The following is a 20,852-nucleotide window of genomic DNA, read 5'->3' as shown; positions in this document are numbered from 1 at the left end:
AGGGTGCTTCGAGGTGGTTCGGGGGTGGTTCAGTTGAGCATCTTGAACAGCGCCGGAAAGACGACCAGGAAGGTCATCAGCATGGTCAGCGCCGACCCCGGCGCCACCATCCGCTCGCTGTCGGCGTTGGCCCGGGCGAGGTCCTCCGCCAGCAGCTCGCCCCGCAGGCCCTTGGACCGGGCCCGCAGGGTGTCGTAGACGGCGGCCCCGTCGGTGCCGGAGATCCGCATGATGTCGGCCAGGTCCTGGAGCGGGGTCAGGCCCAACTCCTCCGCCAGCGCGTCCAGTCCGGCCCACGGCGGCAGCCGGTCGGTGGTCGCCCGGTCCAGCGCGTCCCGGATCCGGAGGAACACCGCGCCGCGCCCGACGGCGGCGGCCCGGCGCAGCGCCTCGGCCGGGCCGAGGTCGGCGGCCCGTTCCATCGCCACCAACTCCAGGTAGGCGGCGATGCCGTGCAGGTACTCGACCCGGGCCTCCTTGGCCTCGCCGCCCACGATGCCGTCCGGAACGAACCAGAGCAGCCCGGCCAGCAGCGGCCCGACCACCAGCGGGAGGGCGAAGGGCAGGTCCACGCCGAGCAGCAGCGCCGCCACCACCAGGTACGGCGGCAGCAGCAGTCCGAGCAGGGCGAACAGGATCTTGTGCGCCATGAACCGGGCCGGGGTGCGGCCGATCAGGGCGAGTTCGCGCTCGGGGATGCGGACCCCGCGCAGTCGGACCGAGCGTTCGCCGATCCGGTCGAACCAGCGCGGCCGCTCGTCCACGTCCGGGGTGCGGTCGGCCGGGGTGCGGTGCAGCCGGTCCAGCGCCTGGCCCAGATCGGGCGGCGAGGGCCGGAGTTCGGCGATCAGCATGGCGAGGCCGCCCGCCGCGACGGCGCCGGCCAGCACGGACCACGGGGAGATCATCGGACCTCCCCCAGCAGTCGCGCGGTGCCCTCGGCGCCGTCGCCGCCCTCGGCCGGGGCCTGCCCGTCCGGGGCCTGCCCGTCGACGCGCCGGAGCAGCGCGCGGCCGGTCCGGCTGCGGCGGTCCGGCTCCAGCAGCCGCGGCACCGGCGGGTACGAAGCCAGCGCGCGCATCCAGGCGATCACGCCCACGAACAGCGCGCAGATGACGCCGAGCACGATCTGGCCGAGCGCCGTGCTGTACGGGGCGGTGTACTCGGTGTTGAACGAGCCGACCGTGACGACCAGCAGGATGATGCCCACCAGCCAGCGGATGGTGGTGCGGTGCTTGGCCCGGTCGGCCTCGATGGTGCGCCGCTGCCGGACCTCCTCCCGGACCGACTCGGCCATGTCGGACAGGGCCCGGGCCAGGCCGGGGCCGCTGTCGGCGGCGCGCAGCACCAGTGCGGCGAGCACCTTGTCGGCGGTGGCGTCGGCCATGCTGTCGGCGAACAGCCGCAGCGCCTCCTCCGGGCGCCAGCGGGCCTGCAGCCGGGCGGCCAGCTCGCCGACCTCGTCCTCGATCGCGGCGGGCGCGGTGCGGCGGCTGGTGATGATGGCCTGGTTGAGGCCGACGCCGAGCAGCAGCACGTCGGCGATCCGCTGGGTCCACTCCGACAGCGCCTCCAGCCGCTCGATCCGGTCGGTGTCGGAGCGGGTGGTGTCGAACAGCCAGGGCAGGCCGAACACCGCCATCGGCACCAGCAGCACCGTCAGCGGGATGCCGGTGAACAGCCAGCCGAGCGGTCCCCCGATCAGGACGAGCGGCAGTTGGATCCGGCGCATTCGCGCCATCCGGTGGGAGGCGGTGCCGGGCGCGCCGTACCAGAACACGTGCAGCCGGGAGGCGAGCGGGTTGAGCGCCCTGGGCCCGGCCGGCTCCCGGGCCGGGTCGCTGCCGCGCGCCCAGGCCGCCAGGGCGACCAGGCCCGCCACGACCGCGAGGCCGCAGAGCACGAAGAGCGGCATCACCGGGCACCACCGATCCGCAGCTGGAGCGGTTCGGCCCAGTTGCCGTAGCGGGAGCCGAGCAGCGCGGCGTCGAAGCCGGCCCGGCGCAGGTCGTCCAGGCACTGCGGCGGGGTGTGCGGGACGGCGCGCGGCTCGCCCAGCTCGGGGCGCGGCCCGAACACGGTGTTCAGCGCCGGCCGGCCGCTCTCGCCGAGGCCCGCGACCTCCAGGACGTGCGAGACGAAGCGGTGCCGGCGGCCGCCGACGTGCGTCTCGTCGACCATCGACACGTGCACGATGAAGTCCACGGCGTTGGCGGTCAGCCGGTAGGCGAGCGCGTCGGTCATGTGCGAGCCGTACTCCAGGCAGAGTTCGGCGATGCGGTCGACGACCATGTGCGGGCCGCGCGCGTGCAGGGTGCACATCGAGCCGCCCTCGCCGTTGGTCATGACGCGCAGCATCGGGACGACCTCGCCGGAGCGGACCTCGCCGACGATGATCCGGGAGAGCGTCATCCGCAGTGCCGCCGGGATGAGGTCGCCGATGGTCAGCTCGCCGGCCGCCCGGCCCTCCACCCGCTCGCCGTTGCCCTCCCGGGCCTCCATCGGGACGACCTGGCGCAGGTGGCCGAGGGTGTGCAGCCAGAGCTCGAACTCCGACTCCAGGGTGCCGACCCGCTCGTCCGGCGGGATCTCGGCGGCCATCGCCCGCAGCAGGCTGGTCTTGCCGACGCCCTGGGTGCCGGTGATCATCACGTTCTTCCGGGCCCGGATGGCCGAGGCCAGGAAGGCCGCGAGGGTACTGTCCACGGCGCCGAGCCGGACCATCTCCGGCAGCGTCGCCGAGGCCACCCGGTGGCGGCGGATCGCGACGTACGGGCGCGGGGTGACCTCGGTGAGCGCCTGGAGGCGCATGCCGCCCTCCAGGCGCAGGGCGAGCATCGGGCTGGCGGTGGACAGCGAGCGCTCGCCGCCGCCGTGCTGGCGGGCCAGGTCCTGGAGCAGCTCGACGAGTTCGGCGTCGCTGTCGGCCACCGGCGGGACCTGGCGCAGCGGCTGGTGCACCCGGGAGACCCAGACGTCGTCGCAGCCGTTGACGAGGATGTTCTCGATGTCCGGGTCGTCCAGGTAGGGCTGGAGCCGGCCGGCCCGGAACAGCAGGTCGAAGACGGCCTCGGCGAGCGCGCGGTCCTGTTCGCGGGTCGGCGGGATGCCGTGGGTCTGCGCGTAGGTGTCGGACCAGCGGGCGACGGCCTCCTCGATCAGCGCGCGGCCCCGCTGACGGCGGGTGGCCCGGTCCGGCTCGGCACCGGAGCCCGAGGTCAACCGGGTGATCTGCTGGTGCAGTTCGGCGGCGACCTGGCGCTTCAGCTCGCGCGCGACCGCAGGGTCGACGGCGGGCCGGGTGCCGGCGCCGCGCCGGTCGAGCGAGGGCAGCGCGGAGGGGACGGCGGTGGGCGTGGCGGCGGCCGCGGGAACGGCGGCCGCCGGCTCCCCCGCCGACCGGCCCGGGGCCACCGGGCCGGGGGCTACGGGCCCGGGGGCGACCCGGCCGGTGGTCATCGGCCCGACCGGGCCGGGCAGTGGCGTCGACCAGGGCAGCGCGGCCGGGTCGGTCGCGGGCTGCTGGTGCAGCGGACTACCGCGCACGGAGCACCTCACCGTCGACGGTCTGGTCCCGGACCTCGGGAGCGGGGGCGGGGGCGGTCGATCCGGGCTCCGGGTACGGCTGGACTCCCGGTCCCTGGTACGGGCCGCCGGGGTGAGGACTGTCGGGGTGAGGGCTGTCGGGGTACGGGGCGTCCGGGTACACGGTCCCGGGGTACGCCGTCCCGGGGTACGGGCCTTCGGAGTACGCCCGGTCCGCGTACGGCTGGCCGACGTGCCCGTGCCCGGGGAACGGCGCCGGGGCGGCCGGCTGCGGCGCGAGCCCGGCGAGCGGCGCCACCGGGCCGGTGGTGATCACGGGCGACACCGGGCCGTACGGCTGCTGCTCGTACGCCTGCTGCCCGTACGGCTGCTCGTGAGCCTGCTGCTCGTACACCTGCTGGCCCGGTTGCTGGTACGTCTGCTGCTGGTACGACTGCTGGTGCGGCTGCTGCTGGTTCGTCGGCGCGGGCTGCGGGGTCGAGGCCGCCGCCGCGGGCCGGGCGTACCCGTACCCCGCCCCGGCCGCGTCCGGCTGCTGGGGCCCGGCCGGTGCGACCGTCGCGCTGCCGGGCACCGGCGTCAGCCCGGTGGCCACCGGCACCGGCCCGGCACCCGCCCCCACGCCCGACCCGGCACCCGCACCCGCCCCCACGCCCGACCCGGCACCCGCGCCCGTTCCCGCGCCCGTCCCCGGCCCGAGCTGCGCGGGCCCCGCCGCCGGAGCGAGCCGCTGGCGACGGCGGCGGACCGTCGACTGGATCTCGTCCGCCGCCGACCGCGCCGTGCGCATCAGCTCCGAGCGGACGAACCGCCGGTCGGTGACGTCCCCGCCGTCCGACAGCACCTGGGCGGTGCGCCGCGCGTGCGGCAGCAGGCCCAGCACCGGCAGCCCGAACTCCTTGGACACCTCGGCCCCCGAGTACGGCCCCTCGGCGATCAGCAGCAGGCCCAGCGCGTCGGCGCCGGTACCGGCCGAGGCGAGGTCCTCGGCCAGCGTGGCCAGCCGGGGCCGGGCCGCGCTCAGCCCGCGCAGGGTGGTGCGCACGGCCGCCGCCACCACGTCGGCCCGGCGGGCCAGCACCGCGCTGGTGCCGGTGGCGCCGGAGCGGCCGAGGTCGAGGATGACGTCGTAGCCCTGCGGCTCCAGCCCGTGCAGCACCTCCACCAGCGGCTCCCAGGTGTAGGCGAGGCCGGGCGCCTGGGTGGGGTCGGTCAGGCCGGGCAGCAGGAGGCGTTCGGCGTTGCCCGCCGGGGAGAGGTCGATCAGCTGCTCCCAGAGGGCCTGGGCGAGCAGTCCCCGCCGGTCGGCCACGGCGAGGTTGCGCAGTCCGTAGACCGCCTCGACCCGGCCCTCCAGGGCGCCGGCCAGCACGGCGCCGCCGTCCGGGTCGCACTCGACCAGCAGGATGCGGCGGCCGGGCTGCAGCGGCCAGGCCAGCAGCAGCGCCAGCGCGCTCGTGGTGGCGCCGGGTGCCCCCGGGGCGCCGACCACCGCGATCACGGCCATCTCAGTTCCCACCCGCCCCGGTCGGCGCGCCCGAGGCCGCGGGGCGGCCGGTGGCCGGCGCTCCAGCCGGGGTTCCTGCGGCCGGGGTTCCCGCGGACGCCCCGGAGACCGCGGCCGGGGCCGCCGCGCCGCTCGTCGGCGCACCGGCGGCGGGGGTGCCGGAGGCACCGGGGGCCGGCGTGCCCGGGGCGGTCGCACCGGGCGAGGCGGCGGAGGGACGCGGGGCCAGCACCACCTGGATCCGCCCGGTGGCCACCCAGCCCGCCAGCTTGGCGGCGTCCGCCTCGTTGACGACGACGTCGAACACCTGGCTGCCGTCGGCGTCCGCCCGGCCGGCGTTGAAGACGGTGGCGGCGAGCGTCTCGGACCGTCCCCCGTCCGAGGTGTACACCACGATCACCGGCAGGCCCGGCTGGAGCCGGGTGGCCGGCAGCTGGGTGCGCCGGGCCGCGACGCCGACCAGCAGCTGCCCCGGGTTCAGGACCAGCGACTGCGCGAGGTCGGACTTGGTGAGCAGCCCGCCCCGGTGGAGGTCCGTGGTGGCCCGCATGCCGATCGCCCTGGCCCGGTCGGCCGCGTCCAGCGGCTTGAGGGCCGGGTCGCTCGCGATCCGCACGGTCACCAGGTCGCCCTCGGTCAGGGTCTGCCCCCACGGCACGTCACGGGCCAGCGCCAGCACGGTGATCCGCTGGCCGGTGCTGTTGTAGAGCACCGCGCCGCCCAGCCCGCCGGCGGCTATCAGGGCCACCGCCATGGCCAGCACGGCGGGCCGCCTGCGCCGGGCGCCGAGCGCCCGCCCGGGGGTGCGCGGTGCGCCGCGCCCCTGCTCCGGCACGGCCACGGGCGCGGGCGCGGTGCTGCTCGCGGTCGCCGTGGCGGACGTGCCGGAGCCGGATGCGGCAAAGGTACGGTTCTCCACCGGGCTTCGGCCTTCCTCGCGTCGTTCGTTCGGTCGTTGCTGGGGTGGCGGCTGTCCGCCGCCTAGTTGAGGACCTGCACCTCGGCCACCGGGAACTGGAGCCGCACGCTGGTCTCCAGGTCGATCGGCGCCACGGTCTGGTTGCCGCCGGTGATGGTCACGTCGCCGACCCAGTGCACGGTGAGGGTTCCGTAGAAGAGGCCGTCCTTACGGGTGCCGGAGCCGGTGGTGAAGACGTGTCCGCAGGTCGGCGACGGGCTGGCGCCGTACTTCGGCTCGTACGGGGTACCGGCGCCCACGCACTTCTTGACCGTCTCCTTCTTCGGGTCCAACTGGTCGCCGAGGCTCCACTCCAGGCTCTTCAGCCGGGGAGTGACGGTCACCGCGATGACATTGCCGCGCACGGTCTTCGCCGCCGGGGGCTGCGGGTTGGCCAGCCAGAACCAGACCGGTACGCCCACCACGGAGGTGCCCTCGGGGGCGATGCCGGGCACGGGGTCCGGGAAGACGATCTCATCGGCGGCGTCGTGGGCCAGCGCGACCGGGTTGTCCGGCGGCGGGCCGGCGGGCGGCTGGGCGAAGAACTCGGCCGGGGCCCCGGTGGGGTTGCCGGCGGCGTCGATGCAGGTCGCGTTGTAGACCTTGCCGTCCTCCGGCTTGTGGCCCTTCCAGACCGGATCGTCCGCCGGGGGCTGCGGGGACGCGGCCCGGTAGTAGCAACCGGTGGCGGAACTGAACCAGCCCATCGCCGGGTCGCTGCAGGCGTACACCCGACTGTTGTAGGTGCAGACCTGCGGCCCGCCGCCGGTCCCCCCGCCCCCGGTACCGCCACCGCCCTTCGGCGGCTTGGTGCTGGTCTCGCTCGTCCCGGTGCAGATCACGTTCACATGGCAGCGGGTCGCACCCCCGGTGGGGGTGGGGTCCGCCGCGGCGGTGCCCGTCGGGGCCATCAGTAATCCGGCGAACAGCGGCGCGCCGATCACCAATCGCCGTACCGGCTTCAGCATGTGCGTCCCACCTCCCGCTTGAACTCGTGGATCAGCCAACGCGTTCTGAACTGTCGTAGCGAAACGGTCGCCACATACCGGGTGAGCCGGTCGGGCGGGTCCATGACCGCGTGGGTCGCGGCGTCCGCCTGGTGCCACCCGGACACGTCCAGGCAGTCCTCGATCACGGCGGTGTTCGGATCGGCCGTGATGTCGACGGACTTCACCACCGGTGAATTGCTCGGACTTCCCGTCATGACCAGCTTGGCGTCGTGCAGTTGCTTGAGGCTGACCAACGCGTCGGTCAGCACCTGTCCGGACGCGAAGGTACCGAAGTTCGAACCGTCCGAGTCCGGCTGCCCGAAGGCCTCGGCCTGGGCATTCCACCAGTCCTGATAGGTCCTCACCGCTTCGCGTGCGGCGGCGCCTTCGACCCCGTCGGTCGGCGCGTTCCCGACGTTTGCCGAACCACCCGAAGGAGTTACCGGAGTCACCCCCGCAACCGTCGGCGCGTTCGTCCCCAGTCGATCGGCGGACCCCCCGGCCCCACTGCTGGAACAGCCGCTCAGCAGCAACGCCAGAATCACCCCACCGATCCCAACCGCCCCAGGGCGCAACACAATTCCGCGCTGCCGCATCGCCCCACCTCGTCGCAGCCTGCCCCGTGTGTGGTCCGGGGCCGCCAGAAGAATTCCGCAGTCCCGCTGGTGTTGCCTCGCGAGGATCGATTCTTCGCCAAACCGAGCCTTCACGGCAACACCTGGGGCCCCCTGACCTTACGCGGAAGGAGGATCCGTCGGGGCACTTTCCCGCCACAGAAGAGCCAACAGTTCTTCGGAAAGCGACAATCCGGCCAATGCGCCCCGAATCGCGGCCCGATTGCGCATCAACAGGCGCCCGCCCTCCGGCGGTACGAGCAGGCGCACACCCGGCGCCTCGCCCTGCCGCGGGGGCGCGCCGGCACCGTCCCCCTCGTGCGGGGCGCCGCCGTCGAGCAGTGCGCCGACGGCCGGCTGGAGGTCGTGCGGACCGACGGCGGCGGGCGCTCCCGGGACCCCCTGCCGGAGCACGGTGGTGAGCGACCGACTGAACGACCCGGGGCCGCCGGGGAGGACCGCCTCCCGGCCGCGTCTGCCCGGGGTGTAGCGGGCGGGCGCGTGCCGACCGATCCGGCCCCAGAGCGGGACCCTCGGGTAACTCAGGAGTTCACCCGCGCCGTCCTCGCCGCCGCCGCGCTCCAGCGCCGCCCAGGTGTCCTTGTCGGCCACCGCGTCGACCAGCAGCAGCGCCTCCTCCTGGTCGCCGTGCACCATCGCGCTGACCACCCAGTCCCAGGCCAGCCCGCGCCGGTAGGCGTTGTCGGCGGTGGAGCCCGCGGTGACCAGGGCGAGCCGGCGGCCGCGCGGGTCGGCCACCAACTGGCCCACCAGGCACACCAGCAGCCAGCGGCCCGGACGGGCGGCCGCCTCCCGGACGGCGGTGAGCATGGCGTTGGCGTCCGCGCCCGGCTCCACCACGGTGACCCGGCTGTCGGCCGCTCCCGCGTCGAAGCACATCCCGGGCAGCACCTCAGCCAGTTCCCGGGCGCCCTCGGCCGCCCGGGCCGAACCGCCGAAGGCCCGGTCCGGCCCGCCGTCCGCGCCGATCACCACCAGATCGATCCCGCTTGCCACCCGCACCGCCCCCTCCTGCCCGGCCCCGGTCCCCCGGGGCCGCCGAACCGTTCCGTTCCGCCACCCGCGCCGGGCCCCGGGGCACACCCGGTGCGCCCCGGTGCCACCGCCGGGCAGGCTATCGCCCCGTACCGTCGGCGTCGGGCCTCCGGGCACCGCCTTCTCGACGGATCCGGACCCGCCCGCCGTCCGGCTGCGCCGCGTCCGCTCTCCGTCGGGCCTCCGGCCGTTCTCCGGCCGTGGACCGTCCGCGTCCGCACGACGGCCCCAAAGCCCTGCCGCTCAGGGACCATGGGCCCTGTCCGCCCGCGCCCGGCGGAGGGACGATCGGACCCATGGACCGTGACGACGCACTGGACGACGAACCGGAGGAACTCGGCGCCGAGGCGTGCCTCCGCCTGCTCAGCACCGTGCCCGTCGGACGCGTGGTGTACACCGAACACGCGCTTCCGGCCGTGCTGCCGGTCTCCTTCGAGGTCGTCCCGGACGGGCGCCTGCTGCTCGCCGTGCGCCGGGACAGTGCTACCGCGCGCGGGCTCGACGGCACCGTCGTCGCCTTCCAGGCCGACCTGCTGGACCCGCTCACCCGGAGCGGCTGGAGCGTGCTGGTCCACGGCCGGGCGGACATCCTGCGCGACCCGGAGCAGATCCTCGGCGCGCTGGGCTCGGGACTGCGGCCCTGGACCGAGGAGCCCGACCCGATGTTCGTCGCCGTGGTGCCCGAACTGATCAGCGGCCGCCGGCTGTCCGCGTCCGGCCACCCCGTCCCGCACGCCTGAGGCCGACTGCTGCCGACTGCTGCCGACTGCTCCGGAGCGCGTGGGCACCCCGGGCGGGCGCTCCCGGCGGACCCCTGACAGGTGACCGGCGAGTAGGCATACTCTGCGGAGTTCGCACCACCGCACCGCGACCGCTGTCGCACCGCCCGCCCTCAGGAGCGCTCCGTGACGATCTTCGCCTCCCTCGCCGAGCTGACCGCCGCCGTCGGCACCGAGCTGGGGACCAGCCAGTGGCACACCCTCGACCAGGCGCGGATCGACCTGTTCGCCGAGGCCACCGACGACCACCAGTGGATCCACGTCGACCCGGAGCGGGCGAAGGAGACCCAGTTCGGCTCGACCATCGCGCACGGCTACCTCACGATGTCGATGATCCCGGCGCTGGCCAAGGAGTGCTACGGCGTCGAGGGCGTCCGGATGGCGCTGAACTACGGCTCGGAGAAGGTCCGCTTCCCCGCCCCGGTGCCGGTCGGGACAGCGATCCGGGCCACCGCCGAACTCGTCTCGGCCACCGAGGTGTCCGGCGGGGTGCAGGCCGTGGTCCGGTTCACCATCACCAGCGCGGGGAGCGCCAAGCCGCACTGCGTCGCCGAGACGATCACCCGTTTCTACTCCTGATCACCGGGGAAGGCCCCTGGTCGGCGGACGGCGGCCGCCGCTCGCCGGGTCCGGAGGGCCGAGCACGAGTAACCTCCGACGAGATGGTTGTCGTACCGAATCGGTGTCCCCGCCGACGGTGCGCGCCCCGGCATGCCAGGTATCCGTCGCCGTCCTTGGAGGTGCCGTGCCCCGCCCAGCCGCCCCGTGGTACTCCCGCGTCCCCGGCCTGTCCTCCGCCCTCACCGCGCCCCCCGGCCGGACCGGGCTGTCCGGCCTGACCGGGCTGCCCCGGGCGGCCTGGCACCGGGTCCGGACCGACGCCTTCGGCGCCGAGCCGCGGGGCGAACGGCTGGCCCGGGTCCACCGCTCCCCGCAGTTCGCCGACGGCGCCTTCCGCAACCCGGTACCGACCCGCCGGCTGGTCTACGAGCGCAGCCCGCTGGAGATCACCCGCGCCCAGCTGGCGGCCGACCGCGCCCGCCGGGTACCGACCGCCGCCGTGCCGCTGCACCGGCTGCTCCCGGTCGACCTCGCCGAACCGCCCGCCTCCGGCCTGCGGCTCACCTGGCTCGGCCACGCCACCGTGCTCGCCGAGATCGGCGGCCGCCGGGTGCTGTTCGACCCGGTCTGGGGCGATCGCTGCTCCCCCTTCGCCTGGACCGGCCCCAAACGGCTCCACCCGGTGCCGCTGCCGCTCTCCGAACTCGACGGGGTGGACGTCGTGGTCGTCTCCCACGACCACTACGACCACCTCGACATGGGGACCGTCCGGGCGCTGATCGGCACCGGCGCGACCTTCGCCGTGCCGCTCGGGGTCGGGGCGCACCTGGAGTACTGGGGCGTGCCCGCCGAGCGGATCGTCGAGCTCGACTGGTGGGAATCGGCCGAGGTGGCCGGACTGACGCTGACCGCCACCCCCGCCCGGCACTACTGCAGCCGCGGCCCGCGCACCAGCCCGCTGTTCCTGTGGGCGTCCTGGGTGGTGGCGGGCGGCGGCCGCACCGTGTTCCACAGCGGGGACACCGGGTACTTCGCGGGCTTCGCCGAGATCGGCCGCCGACTGGGCCCGTTCGACGCGACGATGGTGCAGGTCGGCGCCTACAGCGACTTCTGGCCCGAGGTGCACATGACGCCCGAGGAGGGCGTCCGGGCGCACCTCGACCTCGGCGGCGAGGTGCTGCTGCCGATCCACTGGTGCACCTTCAACCTCGCCCCGCACCCGTGGGAGGAACCCGCCGAGCGGGTGGTCGCCGCCGCGCGGGCACAGGGTGCCCGGCTGGTGGTGCCCCGGCCGGGCAAGCCCTTCGAGCCGGTCGACCCGCCCGCGCTGCGGCGCTGGTGGCGCGCGGTGGCCGCACCGCCGGGGGACGGTACGCCGCTGCTGGTGCCGGAAGGGTCGGCGGAGACGACGTCCGGGCCGACGGACACGACAGCCGGGCCTGCGTCGCCCGGCCCGGACGGTTCACGCCGACCGCGGCGGGCGTCCGAGGACGACGGCGTCCCGGTCTGAGCTCCGCGCCGCCGCGGCCGGGCTCAGCCGGACGCGCGCGGCCGCCGGACCCGCCGGGCCCGGCGGCGGATCCGCTCCCAGGCTTCGTGCTGCACGACCAGGGTGAGCAGCCCGGCCAGCACGATGCCGGCCAGGTTCAGCAGCAGTTGCAGGCTGGAGCCCCAGAACTGCCGGAAGTCTCCGTAACCGAGGGCGACCGCCGCGTTGGCGGCGGCCGGCACGGTGGTGACCGAGATCGCCACCCCGACCATCATCCCGGCCTTCGCCGAGGTCAAGGAGAGCAGTCCGGCGATGCCCGCCAGGAAGGCCACCACGAACGAGGTGGCGTCCGGCTGCCAGATGAACGAGGTGTTGGGCCGTGCCGCGTCGAACTCCTCCCGGGTGAACAGCCCCAGGCCGTCCATCACCAGGGTGAACAGGACGGTCGATGCCATCGCCACCGCGAATCCGGTGACCAGCGCGTTCAGTGAGCGCAGCGCCGGGCGCGCCCGGCGCTGCACCAGTGCGACGCAGAGCCCGGCCAGCGGTCCGAACTCGGGGCCCACCGCCATGGCGCCGACCACCAGGATCGCGCTGTCCAGCACCGCCCCGCAGGCCGCCAGCATCGTCGCCACCGCGAGGAAGGCGAGGTAGACGCCGGTGAGGGTGGACTCCTCGTGGGTGATCTCGGAGACTTCCTCCCACACCAGCGCGTCGGCGCCCTCGCCCGGCGCGAGGCGCTCGGCCTCGTCGGCGGCCGCCGAGAGCGTCAGCCCGATCTCCTGGACGTCGATCGCTCCGCGCTCGGGCAGACCGGTCCCGCGCAGGCCGAGCAGCACCTCGTCCGCGGACTCCCGGGCGACGTCGCAGAGCACGACGTCCCCCGCCGGGCGGACGGCCGCGTCGGGCAGCACCACCACATGGGTCACCCCGACGCAGTCGTCCAGGCAGTTCAGCACGGCGTCGCGGAGGTCGACGGGAACGATCAGACGCAGGTGCAGCACGGAAGCTCCGGACGGGCGCGGCGGAGGGGTCCCGCTCACCCTAGGGTGTGGCGGTTCCGCCCGGCCCGGCAGGCTCCCGTGACGGGCCGTCGGAGGGAGACGGACCGCGACGGACGGGGTCTGACGAGCTCGGACGGGGTCGGACGGGGTCGGACGGGGCTCGGAGGGGATGCCACCGCCGTTCCGGCCGCGGCGACGGGTGCCACCGCGCCCTCCCGGGACTCCGCCGCGCGGGGCGGGCGAGGTAACGCCCGGCCCCCGGCTCAACCCCCGGCCAGGACGTCGCGCAGCGCTCGGGCCTCCTTCACCAGACGGGCGGCGCCGGTGCGGGCCGCGGCGGCGGTCACCTCCGCCACCGGGCCGCGCGCACCCGAGCGGCGGGCGGCGCCGGTCGCGACCACGAGCACATCGGCGGTGCCCCGCAGGGCCTCGCCCCCGAGCAGCGCGGGCAGGGCTGGGGCCAGCACCGACCAGACGGTGGCGTAGGCCCCGGTGTCGGCGGCGGTGCCCAGCGCGTGCGCGAGCCGGTTCGGCTTCACCGTCCCGAGCGTGACGAGCTCGCCCAGCTCGCGGCCGAGCAGGGCGCCGTCCAGGTCCCCCCGGGCGGCCAGTACGAGCAGCGCGTCCACGGCGGCGGTGCGGTCCTCCGGGAACCGCGCGCCGAGGCAGTAGGCCAGCGCCAGGTGCAGTGCCAGCCCGGCCGGACCGCCGGCCTCGGCGAGCACGACCAGCATCCGGGCGACACCGCGCCGCTCCCGGTCGGCGGAGTCGGCGAACCGGTCCAGCCAGCGGGCCGCCAGCTCCTCCCGGTGGTGCGGGAGCATCGCGGCCCAGTGCTCGGTGGGCTCCCAGAGCCACTCGTCCTGCTTGCGGACCCGGGCCACGCTGGGCTCCGTGCCCTCCAGCAGCGCCCGGAACTCCGGACCGAGCCGCTCGCCCCCGGGCCCGGCCGGTCCGCCGCTGCCGGGCTGGGCGACCGCGAGCCGCTTCAGGGCCTCCCACCAGCGGTCCCAGTACCGCAGCGGGCGCATCGACGCCGGGGCCGGGGCGAACAGCACCCGCTCCGAGGGCTGGGCCGGCAGACCGCCCCCGCGCAGCCACGCGGCCAGCCACCGCCCGGCGGGCGAGGCCAGCCGGTCGGCGGCGGCCAGCACCTCCTGGTCCGCCGTCGGGGCGACCCGCAGCAGCGCGGCGTTCAGGTCGGCCGGACCGGCCGTCGCGCTCGCGGCCTCGTAGGCGGCGATCCGCCCGACCAGCGCGGTCGCGGCGATCGCGCCGGTGGCGTCGGTCGGCGTGGCGAGCAGCAGCGGCACCGGGTCGGTGGCGACCCGCTCGGCCGCTTCGGAGATCCGGGCGGCCAGCACCGTGCCGTACACGGTGTTGTGCTCGCCGTGCAGCGGGTGCCGCCCCTTCTTCCGGAAGACGTGGCCGAGCCGGTGCGGGTCCACCTGGCGGGCCACCACGGCGGCGAGGTAGAGCGCGTCGGTGGGGCCGCAGTCCTGCCAGCGGCCGACGTTCTGCCAGGGGTGGGCCCGCAGCACCGGCTCCAGCGCCCCGGCCAGCGCCGGGCGGTCGCGGTGGGCGTGCCGGACCAGGCCGTCCAGGACGCGTTCGAGGACGGCGACGCCGGGCCGGCCGGCGGCGAGCAGCACGGCCAGCTCCTCGGCGACCTCCGCCGGGGTGGCGAGCGGCTCCCCGAGCGGGGCGGGCTCGGGGACCGGCGGCAGCAGCTCGTCCCAGGCGGTGTCGTCCTCCCCCGAGCCGCCGAGGACGGCGCCGAACAGCTCGCCGGCCCGGGCGTGGTGGACGGGGTCGAGCGCCTCGGCGGCGAGGCGCAGCTCCGGCAGGACGGCCTCGCCGGCGGTCTTCAGACGGCGGGCGACCAGGTTGAGCGCCCGCTCCTGGAGGGCGTTGTCGGGGTGGCCGAAGGCTTCGGCGGCGGCGAGCGCGACCGGCCCGGAGCGCTCCGGCGCGCTCCTCGCCGCCTGCTCCAGCCAGGCGAGCTGGGCCCGCACCAGCTTCTTCTCGGCCCGGAACAGCACCACCGCCGAGGCCTCGGTGACCAGCTCCGGCTCGACCAGCCCGGCGGCGTCCAGCCCGGCGAGCACCTGCTGGGCGTGCCCGGCCACCGCGGAGAGGCCGTCGAGCAGCGCCATCAGGTCGCGGACCCGGGCCGTGTACTCCTGCGGCGTGGGCGCGAGCGCGGTCAGGACTCCCAGGAACGCCCGCTGGTCGGCGGCCCTGCCGCCGCGCACCAGCCGGCCCAGGCAGCGGTCGATCAGCTCCGCGCGCCCGACCGGGCCGTCCTCGGCCAGCCCGGCGATCGCCGCCGGCCAGCTGTCCCCGGGCCTGGTGCCGAGGGCGGCGTCCAGTGACCAGGCGACGTCCTCCAGCTCGAACACCCGGGGCAGCAGGACCGGGGTGAAGGCGTCCGCCCGCAGCCGGTCCAGCAGGGTGGTGGCGCTGCCGCGCGGGCCGTTCTCCCGCCCGGCCCCGGAGCGCAGCCACTCGGCGGTGAACTCGTCGGAGGCCGGCACCGCGCAGCCGGTGCGCCGCACCACCCGCTCGATCAGCGGGAAGAGGTCCCAGCTGAAGCCGGAGCCGCGTTTGGCGGCGAGCCGGCCGACCACCTCGATCTGCCACTCCTCCGGCTGGGCGTCGACGACCTCGGCCAGGGCGGGGTGGCGGGCCCAGGAACGGCCGGTGAAGTCCCGGGAGCCGATCCAGGCGGCCGCACCGGCCGGTCCGGGGTGGCAGCCGGCACCGGCCACCAGCAGCGCGCACATCCGCTGGTTGGCGCGCTTCGTCCACTCGCCGCGGTTCGCCCGGCGCAGCTCCTTGAGCGCCGGGACGCAGGAGCGCTTCTCGGCGGGCCCGAGTGCGGCCAGCAGCCGCGGCAACCGGTCGGTCGCGCCCTCGTCGACCGCTGTCAGCACCGCCCGCACGGCGTCGGCCGCCGCCCCGGTGCCCGCCCCGGCCACTGCCCCCGTCATCGTCCCCGTGCTCATCGCGTCCCCTCCCGGTCTCCGCCGTCCTGGGCCCGCGCCTCGCGGACCATGCCCACCGCCAGCACGTGCTTGCACGGCCCGCGCCCGCCCCGGTACTTCGCCCACCAGAGGCAGGTGCAGCCGACCGCGCCCGCCGCCTCCGTCCGCACCCGCTGGATGTGGTCGTCGACCGTGACGACGGCCGTCGCGCCGCCCTCCTCCAGCCGGACGGCCCCTGCGGCGACCAGCGCGCGGGCGGCCTTCAGCCGGGGGTTGGCCGACTCCGCCCGCCCCGCCTCGTAGGGGAGCCGGCGGTGGAAGTGGGCGGCCTCGGCCACGTCGTAGCCGATCTGCCCGGCGGTGCCGAGCCTGGTCAGCGCGGCCCGCACCCGGGCCGGGGTGAGGCCGGCCTGCTCGGCGAGCTCGGCGACCTCGATCCTCGGCTCCCAGGCGAGCAGCGCCGCGACCAGGTCGGCGTCCGGTTCGGCGGTGTCGGTGGCCAGCGCCCCGAGGACGCCGCCCTCGCCGCTGAAGCCCCGGGAGGCGTCCGGCGAGAGGGTGAGGGTGAGCCGCATCCCGGGCAGCTCGACCTCCCAGGCGGAGGCCGTAGGGCCGTCGCCGACGACCGGCGGGCCGTAGATCCGCAGCGCCCGGGCGTGCCGCAGCACCCGCTGCAGGGCGGCCAGCCGCTCCGGCCCCGGCAGGCAGACCGCGCCGGCCACCGGCCTGGTGGTCGGCCGCAGCGTCCGCCCGGCCAGGACCACCCACTGGACCGTCCTGGCCCCGGCCCGGCCCCCGCGGGGCAGCGAGCGGAGGAAGCGGACCGCCTCGGCGGCGGGCAGCTCGGCCCGCAGGTCGAACCCGGCGGCGGTCACCTGGGTCTCGGCGAAGCCGCGCAGCCAGCGCTCGGGCAGCGGGACCTTCTTCTCGACGACCGGCCCGTCGAAGGTGGTGACCTCCAGGGCGTCGGGGCCGACGGCGAGGTGCAGCGGCTCGGCCGGAGCGATCCGGGTGAGTGCTTCTCGCAACGGATTGTTGACGTCGACGTTGGTGGTGCCGTGGCCTATCGCGTCCCCGTCCAGACCGGCGGCGAGCACGTCCAGGCGGGCGTAGACGCCGCAGCAGCCGGAGAAGGACTCGAACCGGAGCCGGTCGCCGTTCGCGGTGACCACCGGGTCGAGCGAGGCGCGCAGCTGCGGCTGGTAGTACCGGGCGGCGGCGACGTCGGCGACGGCGAGCAGCGCGGCGGCGGCCGGGGCCGGCTCGGCCAGGAAACCCGCGAAGAACCGCGGGTGGGCGGCGTCCCCCAGCGGGGTGGCGCCGCCGGACGTCTCCAGGGCGAGGCTCCGGCCGGCCGCGCCTTCGAGGACGGCGGACGGGCGCAGATAGGCGTACGCGTGTGCGGATTGCGACATGCCCGTAACGCTAGGTCAGGGCACTGACAATCGGCCGTCCCGGCCCCGGCGGCCGCCCCTCCGCCCGTTCGCCGCGACGCCGTCCGCCCTTCGCCGGAATCCGGCTAATGGAACACGTTCTAGCAAGCGTGTTCGCCCGGACGGGTTACCCACGTCACACCGGCGGGGCGCCCCGGTCTGCCAGTATGGGCCCGTGACAGAGCTGACCGAACAGGACAGACGGGCGATCGACACGGTCGGACCGTTCGCCGATCTGCTGCGGATCGAGACCCTCGACGAGAACACGTTCCGAGGCCGCTGCCACGCCGGGGCGCCGATGCGCGCGTTCGGCGGCCAGGTCGCCGCACAGGCCCTCGTGGCGGCCGGGCGGACGATCGGGGCGGACCGCTCGGTGCACTCGCTGCACGGCTACTTCCTGATGCCCGGCAACCCGGGCCGCCCGATCGACTACCTGGTCGACCGGGTCCGCCAGGGCTCCTCCTACGCCACCCGGCGGGTGACGGCGGTCCAGCAGGGGGAGACCGTCTTCACCCTCTCGGCGTCCTTCAAGCGCCCCGAGCCGGCCGCCGACCGGCACCGCGAGATCCCCGCGCTGCCCGGCCCCGAGGAGCTCCCGGACGCCTTCGCGCACTGGGACGACGAGGCCAGGGCGGCGCTGGCCGCCAGCGGCTTCGGCGCCCTGGAGCTGCGCTTCGTCCCGCCGGACGCGCCGGGCGTGCCGCCCGCCGTGCCCGGCATGCCGCAGCAGTTCGTCTGGCTGCGGGCCGGCTCCCCGCTGCCCGCCGACGACCCGCTGCTGCACGTCTGCGCCCTCACCTACCTCTCGGACCTCACCCTGGCCTCCACCGCCGGGCTGCACGTCCAGCCGAACTTCTTCCAGCGCACCGAGCCGCCCCGGCTGCTGATGGCCTCACTGGACCACGCGATGTGGTTCCACCGGCCGTTCCGGGCCGACGAATGGCTGCTGTTCGCCCAGCGCAGCCCCTCCTCCTCGGACGGCCGGGGGCTGGCACTCGGCGAGTTCTACGACCGAGGGGGCCGACTGGTGGCCTCCGCCGTCCAGGAGGCGCTGATCCGCGAACGCCTCGTCGCGCCCCGCTGACCACCCGGTCCTCCCGGCCGCGCCGCCCGGCCGGCCCCGCCGCGTCCGCCGTTCGCCGCCCCGCCCGCACCCGGTGACCGAGGGGCGAACGGCGGGCGGCCGGACGGCGTCATATTCCTGAGCGGCCCCGGCCCGTATCATGGTGCGGGTGACCAAGGTTGACCTGTCACCACGCCCGGTGGAGGCGATGTCTCCGCGTCAGCTCGAACGCCGCGAAAGCCTGATCGCGGCGGCGCTCGCCCTGGTGAACGAGATCGGCGTCGAGCGGCTGCAGATGAAACAGGTCTGCGAGCGGTCCGGAGTCGCCCTGGGGACGGCGTACCGCTACTTCTCCTCCAAGGACCACCTGCTGGCGGCGGCGATCGCCGACTGGCACCGGCTGCTGCTGGCCGACCTGGTGGCGGAGCTGCGCGGACCGCGCGCCGGCCTGGGCGCCACGGACCGGGTGGCGCGGTTCGTCCGCGGCGGCATGCGCGCCTACCAGCGGCAGCCCGAACTGGCCCGGCTGCGGGTGGCCGTCGCCGCCTCCACCGACCCCTTCGCCAGCGAGGCCCTCCAGGGCATGGCCCGGGCCGACAGCGCGGCACTGCAGGCGGTGATGGCCGACGAAGTGCCGGCCGCGGCCAGCGATCTGGTGCGGCACATCGTCGGCCACGCCTGGCAGGGCGAACTGACCGCCTGGGTGACCGGCCGCACCACGCTGGGCGACGCCCGGCGGCGGCTGGAGGACGTGGTGCGGCTGGTGCTGAATCCGTACGAGACGCCGCACACCGCGCCGTACGAGGTCACGTCCACGGCCTGAGCCCCGGCCCGGGTCCCGGCCCGACGCGGGCGCGGTCCGGACACGTCCCGGCCCGCGCCCCGTCGTGCCGTCGTACCGTCACGCCGTCGTGCCCGCGCGCCGTCGCGGCCCGGGCCCGCTGACGGCCCCTCAGGTCACCGCCTCCCGGCGCGCCGTCCCGACACTCCCGACGAGGACTGGACATAGTACGACATGTATCCCTTTTAGATCATGTCGCCGACGCATGCCGTCGGCCCGCCAGTACGCCGCGAGAGGTACCCCATGACCAGTCAGCCCACCGGGCCGCCGGACGAACCCGCCGCCACCCTCCCCGTCGACCGGGTGGTCTTCGGGATCGGCGCGGTCGCGGTGCTCGGGGTCGTCGCCTGGGGCATCTTCGCCGAGGACAACCTCGGCCGGACCTCCAGCACCGCCCTCGGCTGGGTCCTGCACAACTTCGGCTGGCTCTTCGTCGTCGCCGCCGACATCTTCCTGGTCCTCACCGTGCTGCTCGCGTTCAGCCGCTTCGGACGGATCCGGCTCGGCCGGGACGACGACGAACCGGAGTTCTCCACCCTCGCCTGGGTGGCCATGATGTTCAGCGCGGGCATGGGCATCGGCCTGATGTTCTACGGCGTCGGCGAGCCGCTCCAGCTCTTCGCCACCCCGCAGCCCGGCTCCGGACTCGAACCGCAGTCCGCGGCCGCCGCCCAGCAGGCGCTGGAGTTCTCCCTCTTCCACTGGACCCTGCACCCGTGGGCGATCTACGCGGTCGGCGGCCTCGCCCTCGCCTACACCACCTTCCGCAAGGGCCGGGGCAACCGGATCTCCGCCGCGTTCGTGCCCCTGATCGGCGAGCGCGGCGCCGACGGCTGGCCGGGCCGGGCGATCGACCTGCTCGCCGTCTTCGCGACCGTCTTCGGCTCCGCCACCAGCCTCGGCCTCGGCGCCCTCCAGGTCGCCGACGGCCTCGGCTACGTCTCCGACGTCCGCAACACCGAGCACACCCAGCTGGTCATCATCGGCGCGCTGAGCGCCGCCTTCGTCCTCTCCGCCTTCTCCGGCGTGCACAAGGGCGTGAAGTGGCTCTCCACCGCCAATGTGGTGCTGGCCTCGCTGATCATGCTCTTCGTCTTCGTGGTCGGCCCGACCGTCTTCGTCCTGGACGCGATCCCCTCCACCGTCGGCGGCTACCTCTCCGATCTGCTCGCGATGTCCACCCAGACCGGCGCCTTCACGGACGAGAGCTGGCTCGGCAGCTGGACCATCTTCTACTGGGCCTGGTGGCTGTCCTGGGCCCCCTTCGTCGGCACCTTCATCGCCCGCATCTCGCGCGGCCGCACCGTGCGGCAGTTCCTGATCGGCGTGCTGCTGGTGCCCAGCGGGGCCACCGTGATCTGGTTCTGCGTCATGGGCGGCACCGCGATCCGGCTCGACAGCACCGGCGCCGCCGACCTCGTCGAGACCATCCCGCAGGGCGCCGAGGCCTCGCTCTTCGAAATGCTGCGCTCGCTCCCCGCCGGCACGGTCACCAGCGTGATCGCCGTGCTGCTGGTGATGACCTTCTTCATCACCAGCGCCGACTCCGCCTCGCTCGTCCTCGGCTCGCTCTCCAGCCGCGGCTCGCTCCACCCGCGCACCTGGCTGGTGGTGGTGTGGGGCGTGCTGATGGGCGGGGTCGCCGCCGCGCTGCTGCTGGCTGGCGGGCTCACCGCGCTGCAGAACGCCACCATCCTGGTCGCGCTGCCGTTCGTCGGGGTGATGCTGCTGCTGTGCGTCGCACTGGTGAAGGAGCTGCGCACCGACCCCGCCGCCGGACCGTCCCGCTTCCACCCCGCGCACGGCCTGCGGGACGCCGTCCGGGTCGCCGTCGGCGAGGCCATGGCCGACGCCCGCCGCAGGGACCGGCGTCCTCCGACCGGGTGAACCACGCCTCCCCGGGGTGGGCCGCCGCCCGCTCCGGGGCACCGGCGTGACCTGCGGCGTTGCGGTTCTCGCCCAAGCCGACGCCCACCCCCCATCCGGACTTCACCCGCACGTAGCGATCGTTAACACCGCCCTGGA

The 20,852-nt window shown here is 75.5% G+C and carries 17 protein-coding genes; 6 read left to right on the top strand and 11 right to left on the bottom strand.

Annotated features, from left to right (window positions below):
• Window positions 1-29: 29 nt before the first annotated feature.
• The 8 genes from OG715_RS33995 to OG715_RS33960 all read right to left on the bottom strand — a co-directional run bounded on the left by OG715_RS33995 (window position 30) and on the right by OG715_RS33960 (window position 8,631).
• Window positions 30-908: a hypothetical protein gene (locus tag OG715_RS33995; RefSeq protein WP_266273436.1), complete on the bottom strand. Its 879-nt coding sequence runs from the start codon at window positions 906-908 to the stop codon at window positions 30-32.
• Window positions 905-1,915 (bottom strand): type II secretion system F family protein, encoded by a 1,011-nt coding sequence (locus OG715_RS33990; protein WP_266273437.1) that lies wholly within the window; start codon window positions 1,913-1,915, stop codon window positions 905-907. The genes OG715_RS33995 and OG715_RS33990 overlap by 4 nt, the downstream gene beginning before the upstream one ends.
• On the bottom strand, window positions 1,915-3,546 hold the full coding sequence (locus OG715_RS33985; protein ID WP_266273438.1) for a CpaF family protein: 1,632 nt from the start codon (window positions 3,544-3,546) through the stop codon (window positions 1,915-1,917). The genes OG715_RS33990 and OG715_RS33985 overlap by 1 nt, the downstream gene beginning before the upstream one ends.
• Window positions 3,536-5,053, bottom strand: coding sequence for a hypothetical protein (locus tag OG715_RS33980; RefSeq protein ID WP_266273439.1), 1,518 nt, complete (start codon window positions 5,051-5,053; stop codon window positions 3,536-3,538). Before OG715_RS33980 ends, OG715_RS33985 begins: the two co-directional genes overlap by 11 nt.
• A 1-nt stretch (window position 5,054) precedes the next feature.
• Window positions 5,055-5,972: an SAF domain-containing protein gene (locus tag OG715_RS33975; protein WP_266273440.1), complete on the bottom strand. Its 918-nt coding sequence runs from the start codon at window positions 5,970-5,972 to the stop codon at window positions 5,055-5,057.
• A 62-nt stretch (window positions 5,973-6,034) separates the two neighbouring features.
• Window positions 6,035-6,979 carry a hypothetical protein gene (locus tag OG715_RS33970; RefSeq protein WP_266273441.1) on the bottom strand — a complete coding sequence of 315 codons (945 nt, stop codon included), beginning with the start codon at window positions 6,977-6,979 and terminating at the stop codon, window positions 6,035-6,037.
• Window positions 6,973-7,545, bottom strand: a complete 573-nt coding sequence (locus OG715_RS33965; RefSeq protein ID WP_266273442.1) for a hypothetical protein — start codon at window positions 7,543-7,545, stop codon at window positions 6,973-6,975. Before OG715_RS33965 ends, OG715_RS33970 begins: the two co-directional genes overlap by 7 nt.
• A 189-nt stretch (window positions 7,546-7,734) precedes the next feature.
• Window positions 7,735-8,631 carry a hypothetical protein gene (locus OG715_RS33960; protein ID WP_327064177.1) on the bottom strand — a complete coding sequence of 299 codons (897 nt, stop codon included), beginning with the start codon at window positions 8,629-8,631 and terminating at the stop codon, window positions 7,735-7,737.
• 335 nt (window positions 8,632-8,966) lie between these two features.
• Between OG715_RS33960 and OG715_RS33955 the strand changes: the two genes are divergently transcribed.
• The 3 genes from OG715_RS33955 (at window position 8,967) to OG715_RS33945 (ending at window position 11,520) form a co-directional block, all read left to right on the top strand.
• Window positions 8,967-9,410: a pyridoxamine 5'-phosphate oxidase family protein gene (locus tag OG715_RS33955; RefSeq protein ID WP_266273444.1), complete on the top strand. Its 444-nt coding sequence runs from the start codon at window positions 8,967-8,969 to the stop codon at window positions 9,408-9,410.
• A 171-nt stretch (window positions 9,411-9,581) separates the two neighbouring features.
• Window positions 9,582-10,028 carry a MaoC family dehydratase gene (locus tag OG715_RS33950; RefSeq protein WP_323182255.1) on the top strand — a complete coding sequence of 149 codons (447 nt, stop codon included), beginning with the start codon at window positions 9,582-9,584 and terminating at the stop codon, window positions 10,026-10,028.
• A gap of 256 nt (window positions 10,029-10,284) precedes the next feature.
• The gene (locus OG715_RS33945) at window positions 10,285-11,520 is read left to right on the top strand and encodes an MBL fold metallo-hydrolase (protein ID WP_266274608.1); all 1,236 of its coding nucleotides are present in this window, start codon (window positions 10,285-10,287) and stop codon (window positions 11,518-11,520) included.
• 23 nt (window positions 11,521-11,543) lie between these two features.
• On the opposite strand, the gene OG715_RS33940 is transcribed toward OG715_RS33945, so the two are convergent.
• From OG715_RS33940 to OG715_RS33930, 3 genes are all read right to left on the bottom strand, one after another.
• Window positions 11,544-12,503 carry a DUF389 domain-containing protein gene (locus tag OG715_RS33940; protein ID WP_266273446.1) on the bottom strand — a complete coding sequence of 320 codons (960 nt, stop codon included), beginning with the start codon at window positions 12,501-12,503 and terminating at the stop codon, window positions 11,544-11,546.
• Between the two features lie 263 nt (window positions 12,504-12,766).
• Window positions 12,767-15,511, bottom strand: a complete 2,745-nt coding sequence (locus OG715_RS33935; RefSeq protein ID WP_266273447.1) for a DUF7825 domain-containing protein — start codon at window positions 15,509-15,511, stop codon at window positions 12,767-12,769.
• The gene (locus OG715_RS33930; protein WP_266273448.1) at window positions 15,508-16,905 is read right to left on the bottom strand and encodes an SWIM zinc finger family protein; all 1,398 of its coding nucleotides are present in this window, start codon (window positions 16,903-16,905) and stop codon (window positions 15,508-15,510) included. Before OG715_RS33930 ends, OG715_RS33935 begins: the two co-directional genes overlap by 4 nt.
• Before the next feature lie 193 nt (window positions 16,906-17,098).
• Here OG715_RS33930 and OG715_RS33925 point away from each other — a divergent pair, with 193 nt between their 5' ends.
• From OG715_RS33925 to OG715_RS33915, 3 genes are all read left to right on the top strand, one after another.
• The gene (locus OG715_RS33925; RefSeq protein WP_266273450.1) at window positions 17,099-18,007 is read left to right on the top strand and encodes an acyl-CoA thioesterase; all 909 of its coding nucleotides are present in this window, start codon (window positions 17,099-17,101) and stop codon (window positions 18,005-18,007) included.
• A 148-nt stretch (window positions 18,008-18,155) separates the two neighbouring features.
• Window positions 18,156-18,809 (top strand): TetR/AcrR family transcriptional regulator, encoded by a 654-nt coding sequence (locus OG715_RS33920; RefSeq protein ID WP_266273451.1) that lies wholly within the window; start codon window positions 18,156-18,158, stop codon window positions 18,807-18,809.
• Between the two features lie 261 nt (window positions 18,810-19,070).
• Window positions 19,071-20,714 carry a BCCT family transporter gene (locus OG715_RS33915; protein WP_266273453.1) on the top strand — a complete coding sequence of 548 codons (1,644 nt, stop codon included), beginning with the start codon at window positions 19,071-19,073 and terminating at the stop codon, window positions 20,712-20,714.
• Window positions 20,715-20,852: the final 138 nt, after the last annotated feature.

This window comes from Kitasatospora purpeofusca, assembly GCF_036010405.1.
Taxonomy (GTDB): domain Bacteria; phylum Actinomycetota; class Actinomycetes; order Streptomycetales; family Streptomycetaceae; genus Kitasatospora; species Kitasatospora purpeofusca.
Note: the sequence above shows the minus strand (reverse complement) of the source record. Positions and strands in the feature narration are given on the sequence as shown.

Bases quoted from the DNA above. Each gene is read 5' to 3' on its own strand.
- OG715_RS33935 (WP_266273447.1), bottom strand. From the start codon at position 15,511: ATGAGCACGGGGACGATGACGGGGGCAGTGGCCGGGGCGGGCACCGGG.
- OG715_RS33930 (WP_266273448.1), bottom strand. From the start codon at position 16,905: ATGTCGCAATCCGCACACGCGTACGCCTATCTGCGCCCGTCCGCCGTC.
- OG715_RS33955 (WP_266273444.1), top strand. From the start codon at position 8,967: ATGGACCGTGACGACGCACTGGACGACGAACCGGAGGAACTCGGCGCC.
- OG715_RS33990 (WP_266273437.1), bottom strand. From the start codon at position 1,915: ATGCCGCTCTTCGTGCTCTGCGGCCTCGCGGTCGTGGCGGGCCTGGTC.
- OG715_RS33970 (WP_266273441.1), bottom strand. From the start codon at position 6,979: ATGCTGAAGCCGGTACGGCGATTGGTGATCGGCGCGCCGCTGTTCGCC.
- OG715_RS33995 (WP_266273436.1), bottom strand. From the start codon at position 908: ATGATCTCCCCGTGGTCCGTGCTGGCCGGCGCCGTCGCGGCGGGCGGC.
- OG715_RS33915 (WP_266273453.1), top strand. From the start codon at position 19,071: ATGACCAGTCAGCCCACCGGGCCGCCGGACGAACCCGCCGCCACCCTC.
- OG715_RS33980 (WP_266273439.1), bottom strand. From the start codon at position 5,053: ATGGCCGTGATCGCGGTGGTCGGCGCCCCGGGGGCACCCGGCGCCACC.